Here is an 18,616-nt window from a genome sequence, read left to right on the forward strand (position 1 = left end):
ACTGAACAAGGATACTACTCTTAGCTCCCTGTCCGATTTTTGGGTGTCATTTCACGTCGTCCCGCTAAAATTTCTTTTGCGATCGCAGTGCCACAAACAAAACAGGGTCTACCATCACGATTAAAAACATAGTGACGGTAATCGCTTCGTTTATATCCCTTTGACTTTAACTGCAATGCTAATTCTAAATTATTAGTAATGCCTTTAGTTTGATAAGACTGATAACTAACAGACAGAACAGCTGATGCTAACGCACGAATTTGTGCAACAGAACAATCAATCGGACGCAATGTCGGATAAACCCTGGCAACAAACAAGATTTCGCTACGAAGATAATTGCCCAATCCACCTAAAAAATGCTGATCTAAGAGCAATGACGGCAACTGACGCCGATAAAATCGCTTCTCCAAAAATCGCAACTCAAGCTGTTCAATCGTCACTGCTTGATCCAGCACATCCACTTCGATTCGACGCAAAAATGAATGATGAGGTAAATCTTCTTCCCGCAAGACCTCAATATCTGACGCGCTGTATAGCAGTGCCGATTTCTTAGCAGTATGAATGGCAAGCCGAAGCTGCCGATTTGTCTTAGGGTAAGAGCGCGATCGTCGCACAAACCATTTTCCGTAAAGCTGATTGTGGCTGTAAATGTAAAGCTGATTCGAGAAGCACATTAGCATTCCCTTACCGCGAGTCTTTACAGCCGTTACCCGCTCACCCACAAATTCTTCTGCATAAGGTTTGAGATGCTCAAATGCAAAAAATAGGTCTATGATGGGTTGATCGAGGAGTGCAATTGCGATCGTGTCTGCCGCCAACCGAATTTCAGGACCTTCGGGCATAAATAGTAGGAGTGAGGGATGTAATAGAGAGCATTGCCCCACTTCCACGCAGGACGATTACGAGAACCCTACACAAAATCAGCGCTCTCAAGATCATTATCCTATTTCATCCCTCATCTCTCACCCTTCGATTTGCGTTAGCCTATACCCATGTTAGAACTTCACTGTCACACAACCTTTTCCGATGGAACGTTAACGCCAACAGAGTTGGTAGACGCGGCGGTAAAAGCAGGTGTTAAGGCATTGGCAATTACTGATCATGATACAGTTTCCGGTTGGGATGAAGCGCTGAATGCCGCTCCTGCCGAATTAGAGATTGTGCCGGGGCTAGAACTCAGCACCGTGTATAACGAGCGATCGCTTCACGTTTTAGGCTTTTATCCCGATCGAGAACAGTTAATTCCGCCCTTGGCTCAACGACTAGAAGGGCGTAAGCGTCGCGCTCAAGCCATGCTAAACAAGCTGGCTGACCTAGGCTATCCGCTGGAATTGCCTGATATGGGGGAAGGCATGGCTCCTGGGCGTCCACACATCGCCACCATGATGGTCAAAGCGGGGTATGTCGAGTCCTCGCGGGATGCCTTCGATCGCTTCTTAGCCGACGACAAGCCTGCGTTTGTGCAGTACGAAAAATTTAGCACAGCAGAAGGAATTGGACTTCTGCGATCGTGCGGTGCAGTGCCGGTTTGGGCACATCCCTACCTGTTTCGGGGAGGTAGAGTCGAAACGATACTGCCGGAGCTTGTAGACGCTGGACTCATGGGTGTAGAAGTCTATCATCCGAGTCACACCCTATATCAGGTCGATAAACTGAAAACTTTGTGCAACCAGTATGGCTTACTAATGACTGGAGGCAGCGACTATCACGGTCCCAATCGAGAGACAAAACGCGATGAATACTGTGGACTCAACCGTTTGCAGGTTCCGTTAACGTTGTTAGAGCCGATCAAAATGGCAGCCGTGCGCTCTTCTGAAGCATTGCATGACACGTTGCAAGCAGCGATGCCATCGGGTGCGCTGCCTTAAGGTTTGAATGTTTGCCAAAAAAACTGAATAATTTCTCCGGACGCATCCTCCCTCTCCAGGTATAGAGGAATGGTAGATGCACCCTGATGATTCACCCCTGGCTTTGCGGCTGGGGGCTTTTTGTAGGTTTATGGTTCAAGTAGATTTATAGTTCAATAAGAGTGAACGCAACCGCCATCACACCCTATGACGGCTCCTCTCCATCAGCTTGATCCACTCAATCGCTTCTCCGATCGCGCGGCTGACTACGTTAACCATCGTCCGAGTTACCCACCTGACGCGATCGCTCAAATTCTCTCTGGTTTAGGAAATCCATCTCAATTAATCGTGGCCGATATTGGCGCGGGAACCGGAATTTCATCTCGCCTGTTTGGTGAGCGCGGTTGCCGCGTTTGGGCAATTGAGCCAAATGTCGCCATGCAAGCTTCAGCCGAACCTCATCTTAATGTCGAGTATCACTCAGGAACCGCAGAACAAACGGGCCTAACGGATCAGTCCGTCAATTTAGTAACGTGTTTTCAGGCGTTCCATTGGTTTAATCCAGAAGTGGCTCTGACCGAATTTCATCGGATTCTTAAACCATCTGGGCGGTTAGCATTAGCGTGGAATAGTCGCGATCGCAGCGATCCGTTTACCAACGAATTTGGTGAACTAATGCGCCAGGCTTCAGACAAGCATCCCGCTCTCGATCGCGCTGAAAGCTTCCCCGACCATCCACTCTTTCCAACCGTGCAAGACTACAGATTTACCATCACACAAGCTCATGATTTAGCAGGATTGATTGGTAATGCAAAGAGCCGATCTTATGTTCCTCGCGCGGGAGCGGCATATGAGAAACTGCTGAACGACCTGAAGGGACTGTACGATCGCTACGCAGACCCTCAAGGGCGAGTATTTCTGAAGTACCAGACAACTGTGTTCATTGCCGATCTACTCCAATGACCTTTCCGGTTATAGAGGATATAGGTTAGAGAAAACAGACATGGTGACTTCACTGGTCAAAAGGTCGAATCTGGAAACTTGAGTATCGAATTCACACAACCTACACATAACCTACCAACCCTTATACTGACAGTGAAATCTTGGATGAAATAGGGGATCACACGCCTATTCATGACATCTTTAGTACAGGCAAATGCGGACATGCCGCCCGCATTTGCTTTTATATACCTCCCGGCTCTTGTCTTAGAAGAAGCTTCTCAAACCCGCCTTGGTCTCCGTGGTTCTACAGCCAGCAAAAATCCCTCCACTTTTGAAGTAAAGATGGAGGGATTTTTGGTTCGACAGGAAACAACTCAGACTAACCGCCCGCGATCGCAGGAATGATACTCACTTCATCCCCGTCATTCAGCTTAGTGTTCTCGTTCTCAAGAAATCGAATGTCTTCGCTGTTGACGTAGAAGTTCACAAAGCGGCGGAGTTTCCCTTGATCATCGCACAACCGCGCTTTAATACCAGGGCAACTGCTTTCTAGAGATTCTAGCAACTCAGAAATGTTGCTACCGTTGCAATCTACAACAGCTTGATCGTTTGTTAGCTTTTGAAGGGGTGTCGGAATCAGAACTTTGACCATAACTAGGAGGAATGAATTGAATTACAGAAATTGAATCATACCGGATGAAGCCGCCAGAAATTTCTTCATCCCGTCATCTCTAGACTAAAACTTGCTGCCACTCTAGGCGGTCTAAGGTGCGCGATCGCTCTAAGGCACGCTCGAAACTCTCAAGTTTTGGCTCAATGGTCAAAGGTTCACCGATGTAGCCCTGAACGGCCTCCTGAGTTTTCAGACCATTACCCGTGATGTAGACGACTGTGGTTTCATCAGGATTGATTTTGCCCGCTTCTACCAGTTTTTTGAGGGTTGCGATCGTGGTTCCGCCTGCGGTTTCGGTAAAGATGCCTTCGGTTTCAGCCAATAGCTTCATTGCGTCGATAATCTCAGCATCGGTGACAGATTCAATATTGCCGTTCGTCTTTTGAGCAATATCGATCGCATAAACTCCGTCTGCCGGATTGCCAATGGCGAGAGACTTCGCGATCGTATTTGGCTTAACTGGAGAAATAAAGTCGCGTCCTTCGCTAAACGCTTGAGCAATCGGAGAGCAGCCTTCCGCCTGTGCGCCGCTAAACCGAACGGGCTTTTCATCAACTAAGCCAACTTTGACAAACTCTTGGAATCCTTTGTAGATCTTGGTAAATAATGAACCCGACGCCAACGGTGCAACGATGTGATCGGGAAGCTGCCAGCCCAATTGCTCAATCACTTCATAGCCCAGCGTCTTAGAGCCTTCAGAATAGTAAGGACGCAAATTAATGTTGACAAAGCCCCAACCGTGAGTGTTTGCCACTTCAGAACAGAGGCGATTCACCTGATCGTAGTTGCCGTGAACTGCCATTAGGGTTGGATTGTAAATCAGCGTTCCCAACACCTTTCCCGCTTCCAGATCAGACGGAATAAACACACAACAATCAAGACCTGCATGAGCCGCGATCGCGGCTGTTGAGTTTGCCAAGTTTCCAGTACTAGCACAAGACACCGTGGTGAAGCCTAGCTCCCGTGCGCGGGTCAGCGCAACTGACACAACCCGATCCTTAAAACTGAGGGTCGGCATGTTCACCGCGTCATTTTTGATGTAAAGCTTCTTCAACCCCAACCGCCGAGCCAGACGATTGGCTTGTAGCAGAGGAGTCATGCCCGTTCCGACATCGATCGGGTTCTCGCTGGTTACAGGCAGGAAAGGACGATAGCGCCAAATCGAGTGAGGACCCGCTTGAATCGTTTCGCGCGTCACCGTACGCCGCAAGAAGTCGTAGTCATACTTCACTTCCAGCGGGCCGAAACACAATTCGCAAACGTGGATCGCCTTCGGCTCGTACTCTGCACCGCACTCTTTACACTGGAGTGCCTGAAATGCGGTTGTTGCGCTGTTTGTCGCCTTGTCTTGTGTTGCCTGGGCCATGACTGAAAATTCCTTCCTGCAAACGCTTTGTTTCTGTGATTTTGCCGAATCCTAACATGGCAAAAATACTGAGTCAAACAAAGCCGACTTATTTTGTCGGGATTAACTCAGCATAAAGCGAAGGTGCTTTTGATATAGGTTTTAATATGAGTTTGCTAAGGGAGAATCTTTGTAGCAAGGCGATCGCCTCTTTTCACCCGCCGCTGACTGGGGGAATCAACACCACTTCGTCTCCCGACTGCAAAACAGTATCAGATTGGACAAACTGAAAATTGACACCAAAGCGAGTGATATCGCGCCATTGAGCTAGTTCGGGGCGATCGCGGATCAGGTGATCGAACACTGTCTCGACTGTGCTTCCTTCTGGAAGGTCAAACTGGAGTTCCGGAACACCGTAAGCGTCTTGATAGGCGGCAAACAGTTTGACTGTGATTGTGATGACAGACATAAAATTGGGTACGCACTTAAACTTAAATGAGGGCGACAGTAAAAATGACAGGCTACTGTTCGTGATTTGAAAACTTTGTTCATTGAAGACACTGCTGAGCCAGCATTTGACTGGCCTAAATCTTGACTAACCTAAATACGACAATGCCTTCCAATAACAACTACTGTGATTGACAGTTACTGTGATTGACGGTTCTGAATAACAGCATCAAAATCTGAAAATATCTTCCTAGTTTTTCATAAAAACCAGACGTTAGGGTGACAGCTTTTTTAGGGCACGATGAGTACGCTATAAGTATTGTCCCTTCTTTATCCTAAGACGATGGATGCAGCTAGAAGCCCGTCCCGACGGATTGATTACTTACTGCGTAAGGCTGACTATGTGAACTGGCATCGTCAGCAGAGTGATCAGCAGATTTTGCGATCGCAGCAGGGATTTAGTGAAGTCACGCCCTCACGCCCTCACGCCTGTCAAGGCTGCGCTAACTATCACGGCATTAGCTATGGGTACACTCGCTGCAATCGGGCAATGCTAGTTTGTGGCTTTCATCCTTATGGCTGGCAATTAGAATCAGACTGTCCAGATTGGGTAAAGTAGTTGAAAGAAGCAATTCTACGATTTGCGCCCCTAAGTTTCGCAGCTTGCTAATTTTAGAGAAAGTCATTTGGGTCAACGCCCTGTGACCTTAAATAGTCCATCAGCTTTTCTTTCTGCTGACGTTCTGCTTCAGCACGTTGGCGTTCTTCCTCAGCACGCTGACGTTCCTCCTCAATCTGTTCTACTGCCCAGGGGAGCCACCGTTCTGTTGCGTCCCACCAGCGTAGCCAGTAGCCTGTTAGCCCTTCTTTTGTGCCGCGCCAAGTGCCCAAAAATAAGTTCATTGACGCCACCCAATGGCGACCATTTGGATCTGGCAGTTGCAGTTCGTAGCGATCGTTCTGAAGTTGATAAAACTCCAGCAATCCCACCTCCGGGTCAAAGATGACATAGAGCGGAACTTTGAGAATCTGCTCGTAGAAAAACCACTTTCCAGGCGGATAAGTGCGTTTGAAGGAATATTCTCCGCCCTCGGTTTCTGATAAAAACTCGATAACGATCGCAGGCACGTCTCCTTCAGCGTGCGGAGTGTAGCTTCTGCGAATTTTTGGCGTTGCAAGTGGTGACACAGAAGGCACGTAAAGCCAGTCAGGAGCTTTGACCACAATTTGATCATTTACCGTCGCACAAAGTCCAAAATTTGAAACGATCAGCATCTGAGGCTGAATGAATCCATTCAGTTCTAAACTTTCTCGCAGCGCCCCAGCCAAGAGGGGCTGCCCTTCATTGTCCACATCCTCTAACACAAAATCGCTGGGCAACGGTTCCCAAGTGATTACGAGTTCATTGAGCGGCTTTGCTACACGAGTTTGAGTTGCCATTGCTCTCACCCTTTTTGAAGTGCTTTCATTTTAATGGGTTGAGACTAGAACATTTGATTTCAACTTGAAAGCGTTCTTTTGTCTTAATTTCGTATGAGGAATGTCAGGTTTAGAATAAGGATGACAACGTTGAAATGTTTTGTAAGAATATTCGGTCAACAAGAAACGAATGTTAGACTGAAGGCATTCATCATAATTCCGACCGGTTTACCGGGAATAGGTTTTGTCTTGGTAATGGGCAATCTGGTAGTTTGGCCCGTTACCAATTGTTGTCTCTAAGTATTGTCCTTACGCGATCGCAGCAGATTCATGGTTATTTCTTCACAGCCGACGTCCATCGACCGCAAGCTTTCTAAAGTAGAAGGCATCAAAGACCGCAGTAATCTGCTGCGGGAGCCTATGGCATCTGAAGTGTTGCTCGACACGACCCACTTCACAGAAGATTCCATTCAACTGCTCAAGTTTCACGGCTCCTATCAGCAAGACAATCGAGATAACCGTGTCCGAGGGCAGGAAAAAGACTACTCGATGATGCTAAGAACTCGCACGCCCGGAGGGTTTGTGCCACCGCAGCTTTATCTGACGCTCGATCGCTTGTCAGATCAGTACGGCAACCACACGATGCGAATTACGACGCGGCAAGCGTTTCAGCTTCACGGCATTCTCAAGAAGAATTTGAAGCAAACGATCGCCGAGATTGTTCACAACATGGGATCGACCTTGACCGCGTGCGGCGATGTGAACCGTAACGTCATGTCTCCGGCTGCACCATACCACAATCGCCCGGAGTACGATCTCGCTCGCACCTATGCCAACAACGTTGCAGATTTGCTTACGCCTCAGTCGGGTGCGTACTACGAAATCTGGCTGGATGGAGAGAAAGTCGTTTCTGGAGAAGAAGATCCGGAAGTCGTTGCCGCACGGAAGCGCGATATCAACGGCAGCAACATAGAGGGTTCGATCGAACCAATCTATGGCCCTCACTACCTGCCGCGCAAGTTCAAAATTTGCGTCACGGTTCCGGGCGATAACTCGGTCGATCTGTTCTCGCAAGACCTCAGTCTTGTGGTGTTGACGAACGAGCAAGGTGAGCTTGAAGGCTTCAATGTATTTGCAGGTGGTGGTCTAGGGCGGACTCACAATAAAGAAGAAACCTTTCCGCGCCTCGCTGATCCGATCGGATATGTCGATAAAGCCGATGTGTATGATTTGGTGAAAGCGATCGTAGCCACGCAGCGTGACTATGGCGATCGCAGCGATCGGCGTCACTCGCGCATGAAATACCTCGTCGAAGAGTGGGGCGTTGAGAAATTCCGCGCCAAGGTTGAAGAGTATTTTGGTCAGAAGATTGCGCCTTCCAAGCCATTACCTCAGTGGAAATATCTTGACTTTTTGGGTTGGCAACAGCAAGGTGATGGAAAGCTGTTCTTAGGACTTGCGGTCCAGAACGGTCGGATCAAAGACGAAGGAGATTTCAAACTCAAGAGCGCCCTAAAGCGAATCGTTGAGCGATTTAATCTACCGCTCAAGCTAACGCCAAGCCAAGATGTGATTCTGTTTGATATTGATCCGGCAGATAAAAGCAAGATTCAAGCGATTCTCGATCGCGCGAAAATCGCTCGTCCCACCAAAATCGATCCGTTAGCCCGCTATTCAATGGCATGTCCTGCGCTGCCGACCTGCGGACTGGCAACAACCGAAGCGGAGCGCGTCAGTCCGAGCATTCTGGCTCGGGTGCGATCGCTCTTGGATAAAGTCGGCTTGCCGAATGAGCATTTCTTTCTACGCATGACGGGTTGCCCAAACGGGTGTGCGCGTCCATATTTGGCAGAACTAGGGCTTGTTGGCAACGGCCCGAACACTTACCAAGTGTGGATGGGTGCGGCTCCCAATCAGACCCGATTGGCGAAAGTGTATCTAGAAAAATTGAACATTGATGATCTAGAAACGGTGCTTGAGCCCGTGTTTACCTACTTCAAGAAAGAGCGTCAATTGGGTGAGAGCTTCGGCGATTTCTGCGATCGCGTCGGTCTTGATGCGATTCATCAATTCGCCTCAACCTAGTGATGTAACTTTCAGTTTCTGCTGCATAAATGAGGGCGTCTACAAACGCCCTTTTTTGGCATTATGGCAATAGCGTAACCGTGGCTTTTATGACTGCTACTTCGATCAACCTCCAGCTAGCGCCCGGTCAGAAAGTAACGCTCCAGCCTGTGTCGTGGCAGAGATTTGAAGAGATTTTGGATGAACTTAGCGATCGTCGATCGTCACGTATTGCCTATGCAGATGGAATTCTAGAGATTATGGCTCCTTTGCCAGAACATGAGCGCTCAAAAGTCGCTATTTCAGATTTGGTTAAAATCGTGCTGCGGTTGCAAAAGCGACGCTGGGAGCCGCTTGGCTCTACAACATTTAAGCGCGAGGGAATGGCGGCAGGCATTGAACCGGATGATTGCTTTTATATTCAAAATTACCAAGCCGTAATCGGTAAGGATCGGATAGATCTATCGGTTGATCCACCGCCTGATTTAGCGATCAAAACGGATGTTACCTCTAAAACAGAACGGAATGCTTATGAAGCGTTAGGCGTGCCAGAATTATGGATTTACAGTAGCGGAATGTTGTCAATCAACATTTTGGATCAAGGTCAATACGTTGAATCTCAATCGAGCTTAATTTTTCCTAAGATTGCGATCGCAGATCTCATTCCGCAATATTTACAACGCGCTAAAGAAGTTGGCGTTAGTCAGTCACTTGAAGAATTTGAGATGTTGATTCAGAACTCGATTTAGGACAGGAGAAAAGCTTGGCTCAGCTACAACGGCTAGTGTTCGCCGCCTCGCAATTACATGCTTCGATCGTCATTCTTACACCCGAACAGCAGCATTATTTAAGTCGTGTGTTGAGATTAAAATCAGGCGATCGCTTCATTGCAATGGATGGACACGGCAACAGTTGGTTCGCTCAATTGCAGGGCGATCGAGCCACCCTGACCGAACCTGTTGTTTTTGAATCTGAACTCTCGATCGCGGTGACGTTGATGTTAGCGTTACCCAAAACTGGTTTGGATGATGTCATTCGGCAAGCCACCGAATTGGGCGTCACCTGTGTTGTGCCTATTATCAGCGATCGCACGCTGCTCAATCCTAGCCCCAACAAACTAGAACGTTGGCGTCGCATCGCTCAAGAAGCCGCCGAACAATCTGAGCGGCAATTCGTGCCAACCATTCTCGATCCGCTATCTTTTGCAACCGCGTTAGAAACAGTCGAAGCAGAGCAACGCTTGATTTGTCTGGCAAGAGGAACGCCACCGCATCTGCTTCAGTGCGTGTCTGCGGCTCGCTCAACTTGTGTTGCCATCGGCTGTGAAGGCGGCTGGACAGAAGCGGAAGAAATGAGCGCGATCGCACACGACTACCAGCCTGTTTCATTGGGTCGGCGCATCCTTCGAGCCGTGACAGCGCCAGTGGCGGTCATGTCTATGATCGCAGGAGCGGTTGAAATAGGGATGAGGAATGAGGAATGAGGAATGAGGAATGAAGGATGAGGGATGAGGGATGAAGAATAAGATTAACTGAAATAAACAGGGAAGATTTTTGGGAAAGCTGAAGTTATAGGGAGACGCTAGAACCCCTCATCCCTCATCCCTCATCCCTCATCCCTTCCCATGCTGGATCAAATCGCTACTGCCTTCGATCGCCAAGACTATAAAACGGCGGCTCAACTGCTGAAAACTTTTCTAAAAGAGTCTCCTCAAAATCCGTGGGGACAGTTCTATCGCGGTCGATTGTATGAAACGTATGGAAACTGGGAGGGCGCAAAAGAAATTTATCAGCAAGTCTTGCGCGATGTTCTCAATCCTAAAATTGCGCTTCAAACCAGACAAGCACTTCAGCGAATTCATGACCTAGAACAAGCTAAGCATCAAGCCGCGATCGCAGAAGCAACGGCTAATCCTAAGAACGCTGAACTAGGAATGCTGGTGCTTGAAGCCATGCCCCCAGAGGCGAAATCAAAAGCCGCGATCGCATTTGGTCAGATTATGAAGATCGACGCCTACACGGCCCGTTTGCAGTTGCCAAACAAAGGCTGGAAACTCTATCGCATTGGCGCGATCGGAGAACTGAGGCTCTACGGACAACAACTTCAAGCGGCAAACATTCCTAGCTTTTGGGCAACCGTGACTGACATTCAAACCCGATCAATATTTCAGGTTCATAGTTTTCAAGAATATGAGCCTCACGCCCTTGCCCTGTGCGAAAACGAACATGGGCAATTAGGCACGCTCAAATTCGACTGGTCAGAAGTCAGTCAGCGCGTGGAAGGAATGCTACCCATCTATGAACGGGTGGTGGACATTACCCCACGTGAAGGGGTTCAGCGTCAGCGCAAAGAGCAAACTCAAGATTTCGCTCGCATCTGTGACCTCCACTTACCTGAAAGAGGCTGCATCCTGAGACTTTGTGATTGGAAGTACAACTTTGATCAGGGTATCGAGTTTGCCGCTCTAGGAGAGAACGTGATTGAGCTAGATCAAGCTGTCAATCGCATTCATTGGAATAGCTTAACTTCGTTTTTGAATCAGATATTGCCCAGCCAACCCGTTTGGTCAGAATTCACGAGCTTTGCAGAAACAGTAATCGATTTTCCAGTATTGCTGCAAAAGTTGCCGTCCAACATTCATCTATTTGGGCAAGACATTAGCCTCTGGAATTCAGCGTTTCATCTCTACAGCAATCTTGCAGCCGTTCGTCGCACCTAAGCTTTTGTAGAGGATCCTAAAAAACAAAGAGCCTAAAAACTATTGAAGGGTTCGACCAATACGGCGAACCCTTAGAACAGTAGTTTTGTTGGATTGTAGCTGGTTCAAAAAGTAACGTTCAATCACTAACTAAGGTGGACTACTTCGCTACAGAATTCATCGGGTAGTGATATTCCAGTCTGTTCAGACTGTAGTTTTAGCTAGACGTTTTTTCCTAAGCGATCAGGATGTGGAGTGTAAGGTTAAGAACTGTCTAACGCTAAGAATCAGTGATGTCACTACCAGAATCGACCGTTGCGATTTGATTAAAGCAGGAGGCACAAGCCTTAATCTAAGAATGTTTGAGAAGCAAGTTGGCTTCCTGTGTGCCTGCATTTAAAGTAGCATTCGGCTAGGCTGCGATCGCACTTGTTTCACCAAAGTTAATATCTGTTTATCTGCTGCAACGATCTGCTAACAAGCTCATGGTCTAGCTATGGTCTAGCGGCGGAGTGCCTCCCATGTAGAGGGACCAACAATACCATCCGGATCGAGTTCAAACCGTCGCTGAGCTTCTTCTACTGCCGATAGAGTTTCATCTCCAAATACTCCATCGACCTCGCCACTAAACGCGCCAATCGCCCTTAGTTTTGACTGCAAGCCAATCACTGCTGCACCCCTCGCTCCCTTTCTCAGAATTGGATAAGGTTGATAATCAGAACCCGCTGGAGCTGGCGAATTTGGAACTGACGAATTCGGAAATTGAGATGGAGCCGGGAGCGCACCAATAGAGGTTGGCGGAAACAGTTTGTCCCAGGTTGCCTGCCCAACAATGCCATCTTGATCTAGACTAGCCGCTTGCTGAAACCGCGTCACTGCGTCTGCTGTACCATCTCCGAACACGCCATCTACATTGCCGTTAAAGAATCCGAGCAACTTTAGAGTCGATTGCAACTCAGTCACCTCTGCTCCTTGGCTGCCTTCTCTTAGTAGAGATCGCGTCACGCCTTCGGTTTGACTCAGCGCTATGGTTGGCACTAGACAGCTGATGGTGAGTACCCCGACTAGTAGACTGTAACGCCGCCACGCTAAGCGTTTCGGTGCAGTATTAAGTCTTCGAGCTACAGACGTTGCGGGCAATTTTCGCGGGAAGTCCATCTAATTTAACCTCAGCCAATGGAAGAACATGAGAAACCGATTAGGGTTGCGATCTCTATTTAGGATGCGCCCAATTATAGAGGTAAAATCCAAATATAGCGCATCGATTCCAATAAATTAGACAAAAACTACCATATATTGAGATTGCCGTATTGATTTGAGTGTCTAGGGGTGCAGTTTTATTGGTTAAGAGCAGCCGCGAAATCGATCAGATCGGCGAAGATTGAACTACAACCGTTAGGGTAGAGTGCTTCAATCATGCAGTATGGGCTTCTCAAACGGTTTCAGGCAACCTTGCTTGGAGCCGCGATCGGCGAAACAATCGGGCAGCAAATTTCATCCACATCCCATCTGGCAACGTCAGCCTCCAGAGAGGTTGGCGCTATGAAGCCCCATCAATCGCTGATTCCTGTAACTCGCTTTTATGCCGAGTCGTTGATTACGCCGCATCGTGTCGAGCAGCCGTCTGATCCGATCTTTCAGATGCCGCTCAACACTGCCGAAGCCGCGATCGTGCTTCTTCCCGTCTTTCTGTTTTTTCACGAAGACACCCGGAAACTTCGGCAAAATGTGCAAGAGGTGCTGAAGGTTTGGCAAACCGAGCAGCCGTCGTTGCCATATTTGCTCGCGATCGCACAGACCATTGCTCAAGCGCTGCTAGAAACGCTGAAAGCACCGACTTGCATTCCTGAAATAGTCGCGGTGAGCGGAATTGAGCAAGGGTCAATGCTGGGATTAGCCCCAGAGGCCCGCGTTCCCAAAGAAACACTCCAGCAGGTTCAAACTCTGTTGGCCCAACCCGTAGGTTTAGAGGATGCCGTAGCTTCAATTCTGGCGGTTCAGGCTAATTCAACAAGGTCTTCAGACGCATGTGTTGCGATCGCGCTCTACTGTTTCTTGAGCACGATCGGAGACTTTCGGCTTTCAGTCTTGCGGGCAGCCCAAGCCGCCTACGAAGCTCCGATCGTCTGTAGCCTCACAGGAGCAATGTCTGGAGCGTACAACAGTATGATTGGGATCCCCGTTGAGTGGCGACTCAGCATAGGCGATACTCAACAAGCAACGCTGCACTTAGCAACCCAACTCTTGGCTCAGTGGTCTGGAGTTCATGACCTTAAGCGGGCTACTTCGACTGCAGTGCCGTTGGTTGCTGCACCCCATGTGATTCGCGTTGGTCACAATTCTTGAAACAAAGCTCGTTTTTTGAGCGCCGTTTCTATAATGAAGCGAACGGCAAACTAAAAATGAACGTGGTGTTGGAGAATTGTTAAAAAATTGAGACCCGACCTCTGGTTGCGGAGTCTTAATATCAGAAATGAATGTAAGAAGCGCATCAATTTTCATTTTCTATCTTTATTTGTTTTTTCTATAGAAACTTGTTATCTATAAAAAACATTGAAGGAGTCAACCCATTTCTACTGCCTTAGCCTTAGCGTCATCACTTCCATTCGGACTAATATTCATTAACGTGAGACGTTTGCGACTATGCGATCTTTTTGGTTATTGACTCGACAACTCCAACAAGTGTGCAGTGATTGCGGTATACACCTGCATCGCGCCGTTTTGATGGATCAAATACAGCATTTACTGGTTTCTATCACGTCGTTCAGTCGGGTGAAGACGCTTCGCAAACGATTGAGAAAAGCTGGCGTCCCGTCTATGATTCCTCAAAGATTGGCAGAGCCGATCGCGCTGACCCTCGCCGCTTTATCCCTCACGAGTGCCTTGGGCTATGGCTTTTACAATCAGCCTCAACTTAGCGTCGGTAAATTTGCCCCTCAGACGATTGAAGCGCCAGCCGATGCCACAGTAGAAGATAAACAGGCGACTGAAGAAAAACGAAAAGCCGCTCGAACCGAGGCAATGGCGGTTTGGATGGTAAATTCGGCAACGACTGAACAGATTCGGCAGGATTTACAGGCCGTCTTAGCGAAGGGGAATCAGCTAAGACAACAAGTAGGAACGCTGCCTGCCGATACGCAGTTGCTTTCAGAAGCGACTCAGAAATACCTACGCCGTGCCGAAGAGTCGGAATGGCAACAGATTCTAGCCCTGTCTAGGCAACCTGCCGCTCAAAAAGACGCCACACTCTTTAGCGATCCGGCTCAACGAGGCGCGATCGCAGAGTTACAGCAATATCGCACGACTGAGAAGACGTTCTCAATGCTGGTGAGCCAAATTACTCAAGCGCGGCAGCAGTATGTCATGGCTCTCAACACGCTGCAAACACCAGCAATGCAAGCTGTGTATGACTTTTCGGTTCTGAACATTCCAGAACCAACGTGGCAGAAGATGCAGAATGAGGTGACTCAAATCAGCAATCGCATGTTGACGCAAGGCATTCCGCCGGGGTTGCCCCCGAGTCAGTTAGAAGCCGCGATCAATTTGAATCTAGAGATTGCGACGCCGCCAGAAACAAAAGCGATCACGGCCAAACTTCTGTTAACAACCTTGAAACCCAACTTAGCGAAAGACGAAGAACAATCGCGAGTTCAAGCTGAAAAGGCGGCGCAAGACGTTCCGCTAGAACAGATCTCTGTGCATCGAGGCGAGGTGATTGCAGAGGTCGGAGAACCGATTAGCCGTCAAGATTTCTTAATCCTGGATTATTTCCAGTTGAGTCGTCGAGAAACAAACTGGGTCGGCTTGGTCAGCTTTGGATTTCTCGTGAGCGGAGCAGTAGTCTTGTTCTGGCAGATTGAGCAGCGACTCCATTCGGAAGGGTTGCGTCCTCGTGATTATGGATTGGTCTGGCTCATGACGGTCAGTACGCCAGTACTCGTGCTACTGGGCATTCCTGCAACCAATCTACCCGCGATCGCGCTGTTGATGAGTACGTTCTACGGCCCGTTATTAGCGGTTCCTCTGGTTGGGTTTTTGAGTGGGCTGATGCCGCTTGGAATGACCATCGGCGTGAGTCAATGGTTGCCTAGCGCCGCCGGAGGATTGGTAGCGGCGATTTTCGGCAGACGGATGAGATCGCGCGAAGAATTAGCATGGCTGGGGTTAGCGATCGGATTGATTCAAGGCACGCTCTATTTACTGATCGGAGCGGTTTCTGGCGTCGTGTGGTACGGTCTCATTCGTCAGGCGGTGGTCTATGCACTGCTGGGGTTAGCATGGAGCATTGCGGCAAGCGGAATTAGTCCCTACTTGGAACATGCGTTTGATTTGGTGACGACGATCCGATTGGTCGAATTAGCCAATCCCAATCGTCCGTTGCTTAAACGACTTGCCGCCGAGACGCCTGGAACGTTCCAACATACGTTATTTGTGGCGAATTTAGCAGAAGCAGCTGCCCGTGAATTAGGCTGTCATGTCGAACTGGTCAGAGCAGGCACGCTGTATCACGACATCGGGAAGATGCATGATCCGCTCGGTTTTATCGAAAATCAGATGGGCGGGATTAACAAACACGATTTGATCAATGATCCGTGGGGCAGTGCCTGCATTATCAAAAAACACGTGACCGAGGGGTTGGTCATGGCGCGAAAGGCACGGTTGCCAAAAGCGGTGCAAGCATTTATTCCTGAGCATCAAGGCACGATGGCGATCGCGTACTTCTATCACCAAGCCCAAGAACGGGCAAAAGCCGATCACACCATTACCGTAAATGAAGCAGATTTTCGCTACGACGGGCCTGCGCCGCAGTCACGGGAAACAGCACTGCTGATGTTAGCAGATTCGGCGGAAGCGGCACTGCGATCGCTGAAAGAGGCGACGCCCGAAGAGGCGTTAAATATGATCAATAAAATTTTGGCGGCTCGTTGGAAAGACGGTCAGTTAGACGATTCTGGGCTAACTCGAGAAGATATGTCTAAAATTGCTGAAGTGTTTGTGCGAGTGTGGCAGCAGTCTAATCACCAGCGAATTGCTTATCCAAAGGCTTGCAAATTGTAGAGAGGATGAGCGTGCTATTTAGTCGCATTTAGCAGTTTTAGCTGCCCACTGGGGAATTTTTTGACTTCTATCTAACTTGCTTTCTATCCAACTTGCTCTCTATCTAAAGAGATAAACAAATTTAGTCTCGCCAGAGTCTGAAGCTAGATACATAAATCTATACTTGCATCAGATAATACACGTAATTTCCTCTGAGTATTAAGTAAAAATTAAACTATCAAAGGTTCTATGGCAAGTCCTATCGAATTTAACTTGTTTGCTCCCTACAACAAGGGAGCTGCGATCGTAGGTTCTTTTTCCGATTGGCAGGAGATTCCAATGCAGAAGGGAAAAGATGGATATTTTCGAGTAACGGTCGATTTAGAGGATGGGACTTACCAGTACAAATTTCGCGTGCAGTCGAAAAGCTGGTTTTTTGAAGCCGATCAATGGGTCGATGTTACAGACCCCTACGCGACCAACATTGATGGTCAAAGTGCAAGCGAAAATTCTATTGCCCTGATCAAAGATGGCGATCGCATCGTTGATACTTACGTTTGGAAAAACGATGGTCATCCTTTGCCTGCCGATCACGAATTGGTGATCTACGAAATGCACATCGCCGATTTTTCTGGCGGTGAAGATGATCCTAAAGTTCGTGGACGCTATGCAGATGCGATCGCAAAGCTCGATTATCTATCTGAGTTGGGTGTGAATGCGATCGAGCTAATGCCAGTCAAGGAGTACCCCGGTGATTATAGTTGGGGATACAATCCGCGTCACTTTTTTGCGACAGAATCGAGCTATGGCGAAACCGCTGATTTGAAGCGCTTTGTGGATGAATGCCACGGTCGCGGTATCCGCGTCATCATGGATGGAATTTACAATCATTCTGAATCCTCTTCGCCGCTCACGCAGATTGATCATGACTATTGGTATCACCATGAGCCACGCGATCCTGATAATAACTGGGGACCTGAATTTAACTATGAATTCCACGATGAGAACTTAGATACTTTTCCGGCTCGTCGCTTTGTTGGCGATACCGTTCGCTATTGGGTTTCCGAATTTCATCTCGACGGCATTCGTTACGATGCAGCTCGGCAAATTGCCAATTATGATTTTATGCATTGGATTGTGCAACAAGCCAAAGAAGCGGCGGGTGAAAAACCGTTTTATAACGTTGCTGAACACATTCCCGAAACTACTAGCATTACCAATATTGATGGCCCGATGGACGGTTGCTGGCACGATAGCTTCTATCACTGCTTGCTAGAACACATGACGGGCGAGACGTTTGATTTAGAACGGCTTAAAGACGCGATCGATTGCAAACGCCAGGGCTTCATGGGCGCAACCAATGTCGTCAACTACCTGACCAATCATGATCACAATCATGTGATGGCAGAGTTGGGCGATCGCCAAATTCTAGATGAACCTGCCTTTCAACGCGCAAAGCTTGGAGCCGCTGTCCTTATGACAGCGGTGGGTGTGCCTCTAATTTGGATGGGGGAAGAATTTGGCGAGTACAAGCACAAAACCCAAGACCAAGCCAAAATCGATTGGACGTTGTTGGGGGGTGAACTCAATCGTGGACTGTTTGAGTATTACAAAGGTCTGATTGCGTTGCGGAAGGAAAATCACGCGCTCTATACCGAGAATGTGACGTTCTTCCACGAGAATCCAGACGGGAAGGTGCTGGCATACACGCGTTGGAATGATGAAGGCTCGCGGGTAGTAGTGGTAGCAAATTTCTCGGAGCAGTTCCTAGCGGGATACACCGTGGCTGATTTTCCAGAGAATGGAACCTGGCACGAGTGGACGGGAAATTATGATGTTGAGGTGAACGACAATGCTTTGATGACCGATCTAGGTGCGTTTGAAGCAAAGGTGCTTGTTTGGCAATAAGACGCGGATTGGCAGCAGATTTAATAGTGGATATAAAGGAACAGGTGGGTTCATCTATTCCTACTCAGTGAATCTGTTGCCACTTTAAGTCAAAATTAATTGCCTCTGTTGTACAAAAATCTCCGCTTTCTTCAAGAAAGCGGAGATTTTTGTACGTAGTTTTTGGAATTCACGCACTTATCCCTCTTTGGTCACTCTAAGCGGATGAAAATATCAGTTGTAAGTTGAGCCAATGC

At 48.3% G+C, this 18,616-nt stretch carries 16 protein-coding genes; 10 read left to right on the forward strand and 6 right to left on the reverse strand.

Annotated elements, in window-relative coordinates:
• Positions 1–20 precede the first annotated feature (20 nt).
• A complete protein-coding gene (gene nei, locus AC5JLB_RS04550; RefSeq protein WP_495872665.1) occupies positions 21–842 on the reverse strand; it encodes an endonuclease VIII in 822 nt (273 codons plus the stop codon).
• 150 nt (positions 843–992) lie between these two features.
• Here nei and AC5JLB_RS04555 point away from each other — a divergent pair, with 150 nt between their 5' ends.
• Both AC5JLB_RS04555 and AC5JLB_RS04560 read left to right on the forward strand, forming a co-directional pair.
• Positions 993–1,868, forward strand: coding sequence for a PHP domain-containing protein (locus tag AC5JLB_RS04555; protein WP_495872666.1), 876 nt, complete (start codon positions 993–995; stop codon positions 1,866–1,868).
• A gap of 186 nt (positions 1,869–2,054) precedes the next feature.
• On the forward strand, positions 2,055–2,810 hold the full coding sequence (locus AC5JLB_RS04560) for a class I SAM-dependent methyltransferase (RefSeq protein WP_495872667.1): 756 nt from the start codon (positions 2,055–2,057) through the stop codon (positions 2,808–2,810).
• A gap of 358 nt (positions 2,811–3,168) precedes the next feature.
• On the opposite strand, the gene AC5JLB_RS04565 is transcribed toward AC5JLB_RS04560, so the two are convergent.
• The 3 genes from AC5JLB_RS04565 to AC5JLB_RS04575 all read right to left on the reverse strand — a co-directional run bounded on the left by AC5JLB_RS04565 (position 3,169) and on the right by AC5JLB_RS04575 (position 5,276).
• On the reverse strand, positions 3,169–3,441 hold the full coding sequence (locus tag AC5JLB_RS04565; RefSeq protein WP_495693003.1) for a MoaD/ThiS family protein: 273 nt from the start codon (positions 3,439–3,441) through the stop codon (positions 3,169–3,171).
• A gap of 79 nt (positions 3,442–3,520) precedes the next feature.
• On the reverse strand, positions 3,521–4,828 hold the full coding sequence (gene thrC, locus AC5JLB_RS04570) for a threonine synthase (protein WP_495872668.1): 1,308 nt from the start codon (positions 4,826–4,828) through the stop codon (positions 3,521–3,523).
• A gap of 193 nt (positions 4,829–5,021) precedes the next feature.
• Positions 5,022–5,276 (reverse strand): MoaD/ThiS family protein, encoded by a 255-nt coding sequence (locus AC5JLB_RS04575; protein ID WP_495872669.1) that lies wholly within the window; start codon positions 5,274–5,276, stop codon positions 5,022–5,024.
• Between the two features lie 321 nt (positions 5,277–5,597).
• Here AC5JLB_RS04575 and AC5JLB_RS04580 point away from each other — a divergent pair, with 321 nt between their 5' ends.
• The gene (locus AC5JLB_RS04580; RefSeq protein ID WP_495872670.1) at positions 5,598–5,873 is read left to right on the forward strand and encodes a hypothetical protein; all 276 of its coding nucleotides are present in this window, start codon (positions 5,598–5,600) and stop codon (positions 5,871–5,873) included.
• Between the two features lie 53 nt (positions 5,874–5,926).
• Here AC5JLB_RS04580 and AC5JLB_RS04585 read toward each other — a convergent pair whose 3' ends face one another.
• A complete protein-coding gene (locus AC5JLB_RS04585; protein WP_495872671.1) occupies positions 5,927–6,694 on the reverse strand; it encodes a Uma2 family endonuclease in 768 nt (255 codons plus the stop codon).
• Positions 6,695–7,003: 309 nt separating this feature from the next.
• Here AC5JLB_RS04585 and sir point away from each other — a divergent pair, with 309 nt between their 5' ends.
• The 4 genes from sir (at position 7,004) to AC5JLB_RS04605 (ending at position 11,456) form a co-directional block, all read left to right on the forward strand.
• Positions 7,004–8,758, forward strand: coding sequence for a sulfite reductase, ferredoxin dependent (gene sir / locus AC5JLB_RS04590; protein WP_495872672.1), 1,755 nt, complete (start codon positions 7,004–7,006; stop codon positions 8,756–8,758).
• Positions 8,759–8,847: 89 nt separating this feature from the next.
• On the forward strand, positions 8,848–9,486 hold the full coding sequence (locus AC5JLB_RS04595; RefSeq protein ID WP_495872673.1) for a Uma2 family endonuclease: 639 nt from the start codon (positions 8,848–8,850) through the stop codon (positions 9,484–9,486).
• Positions 9,487–9,500: 14 nt separating this feature from the next.
• Positions 9,501–10,220, forward strand: coding sequence for a 16S rRNA (uracil(1498)-N(3))-methyltransferase (locus AC5JLB_RS04600; RefSeq protein WP_495872674.1), 720 nt, complete (start codon positions 9,501–9,503; stop codon positions 10,218–10,220).
• A gap of 141 nt (positions 10,221–10,361) precedes the next feature.
• On the forward strand, positions 10,362–11,456 hold the full coding sequence (locus AC5JLB_RS04605; RefSeq protein ID WP_495872675.1) for a tetratricopeptide repeat protein: 1,095 nt from the start codon (positions 10,362–10,364) through the stop codon (positions 11,454–11,456).
• Positions 11,457–11,936: 480 nt separating this feature from the next.
• Here the strand turns inward: AC5JLB_RS04605 and AC5JLB_RS04610 are convergent, their stop codons facing one another.
• Entirely contained in the window at positions 11,937–12,593 is a 657-nt protein-coding gene (locus tag AC5JLB_RS04610; RefSeq protein ID WP_495872676.1) for a peptidoglycan-binding domain-containing protein, read from the reverse strand.
• 258 nt (positions 12,594–12,851) lie between these two features.
• Here AC5JLB_RS04610 and AC5JLB_RS04615 point away from each other — a divergent pair, with 258 nt between their 5' ends.
• The 3 genes from AC5JLB_RS04615 to AC5JLB_RS04625 all read left to right on the forward strand — a co-directional run bounded on the left by AC5JLB_RS04615 (position 12,852) and on the right by AC5JLB_RS04625 (position 18,380).
• On the forward strand, positions 12,852–13,781 hold the full coding sequence (locus AC5JLB_RS04615; RefSeq protein WP_495872677.1) for an ADP-ribosylglycohydrolase family protein: 930 nt from the start codon (positions 12,852–12,854) through the stop codon (positions 13,779–13,781).
• A gap of 297 nt (positions 13,782–14,078) precedes the next feature.
• Positions 14,079–16,493 carry an HD family phosphohydrolase gene (locus tag AC5JLB_RS04620; RefSeq protein WP_495872678.1) on the forward strand — a complete coding sequence of 805 codons (2,415 nt, stop codon included), beginning with the start codon at positions 14,079–14,081 and terminating at the stop codon, positions 16,491–16,493.
• A gap of 228 nt (positions 16,494–16,721) precedes the next feature.
• Positions 16,722–18,380 (forward strand): alpha-amylase family glycosyl hydrolase, encoded by a 1,659-nt coding sequence (locus AC5JLB_RS04625; protein WP_495872679.1) that lies wholly within the window; start codon positions 16,722–16,724, stop codon positions 18,378–18,380.
• Positions 18,381–18,616 lie beyond the last annotated feature (236 nt).

The organism is Myxacorys chilensis, assembly GCF_059505265.1.

Coding starts and splice junctions, on each gene's coding strand:
- AC5JLB_RS04595 (WP_495872673.1), top strand. CDS start 8,848: ATGACTGCTACTTCGATCAACCTCCAGCTAGCGCCCGGTCAGAAAGTA.
- AC5JLB_RS04580 (WP_495872670.1), top strand. CDS start 5,598: ATGGATGCAGCTAGAAGCCCGTCCCGACGGATTGATTACTTACTGCGT.
- AC5JLB_RS04615 (WP_495872677.1), top strand. CDS start 12,852: ATGCAGTATGGGCTTCTCAAACGGTTTCAGGCAACCTTGCTTGGAGCC.
- sir (WP_495872672.1), top strand. CDS start 7,004: ATGGTTATTTCTTCACAGCCGACGTCCATCGACCGCAAGCTTTCTAAA.
- AC5JLB_RS04565 (WP_495693003.1), bottom strand. CDS start 3,441: ATGGTCAAAGTTCTGATTCCGACACCCCTTCAAAAGCTAACAAACGAT.
- AC5JLB_RS04625 (WP_495872679.1), top strand. CDS start 16,722: ATGGCAAGTCCTATCGAATTTAACTTGTTTGCTCCCTACAACAAGGGA.
- AC5JLB_RS04605 (WP_495872675.1), top strand. CDS start 10,362: ATGCTGGATCAAATCGCTACTGCCTTCGATCGCCAAGACTATAAAACG.
- AC5JLB_RS04555 (WP_495872666.1), top strand. CDS start 993: ATGTTAGAACTTCACTGTCACACAACCTTTTCCGATGGAACGTTAACG.
- AC5JLB_RS04585 (WP_495872671.1), bottom strand. CDS start 6,694: ATGGCAACTCAAACTCGTGTAGCAAAGCCGCTCAATGAACTCGTAATC.
- nei (WP_495872665.1), bottom strand. CDS start 842: ATGCCCGAAGGTCCTGAAATTCGGTTGGCGGCAGACACGATCGCAATT.
- AC5JLB_RS04560 (WP_495872667.1), top strand. CDS start 2,055: ATGACGGCTCCTCTCCATCAGCTTGATCCACTCAATCGCTTCTCCGAT.
- thrC (WP_495872668.1), bottom strand. CDS start 4,828: ATGGCCCAGGCAACACAAGACAAGGCGACAAACAGCGCAACAACCGCA.
- AC5JLB_RS04610 (WP_495872676.1), bottom strand. CDS start 12,593: ATGGACTTCCCGCGAAAATTGCCCGCAACGTCTGTAGCTCGAAGACTT.
- AC5JLB_RS04620 (WP_495872678.1), top strand. CDS start 14,079: ATGCGATCTTTTTGGTTATTGACTCGACAACTCCAACAAGTGTGCAGT.
- AC5JLB_RS04575 (WP_495872669.1), bottom strand. CDS start 5,276: ATGTCTGTCATCACAATCACAGTCAAACTGTTTGCCGCCTATCAAGAC.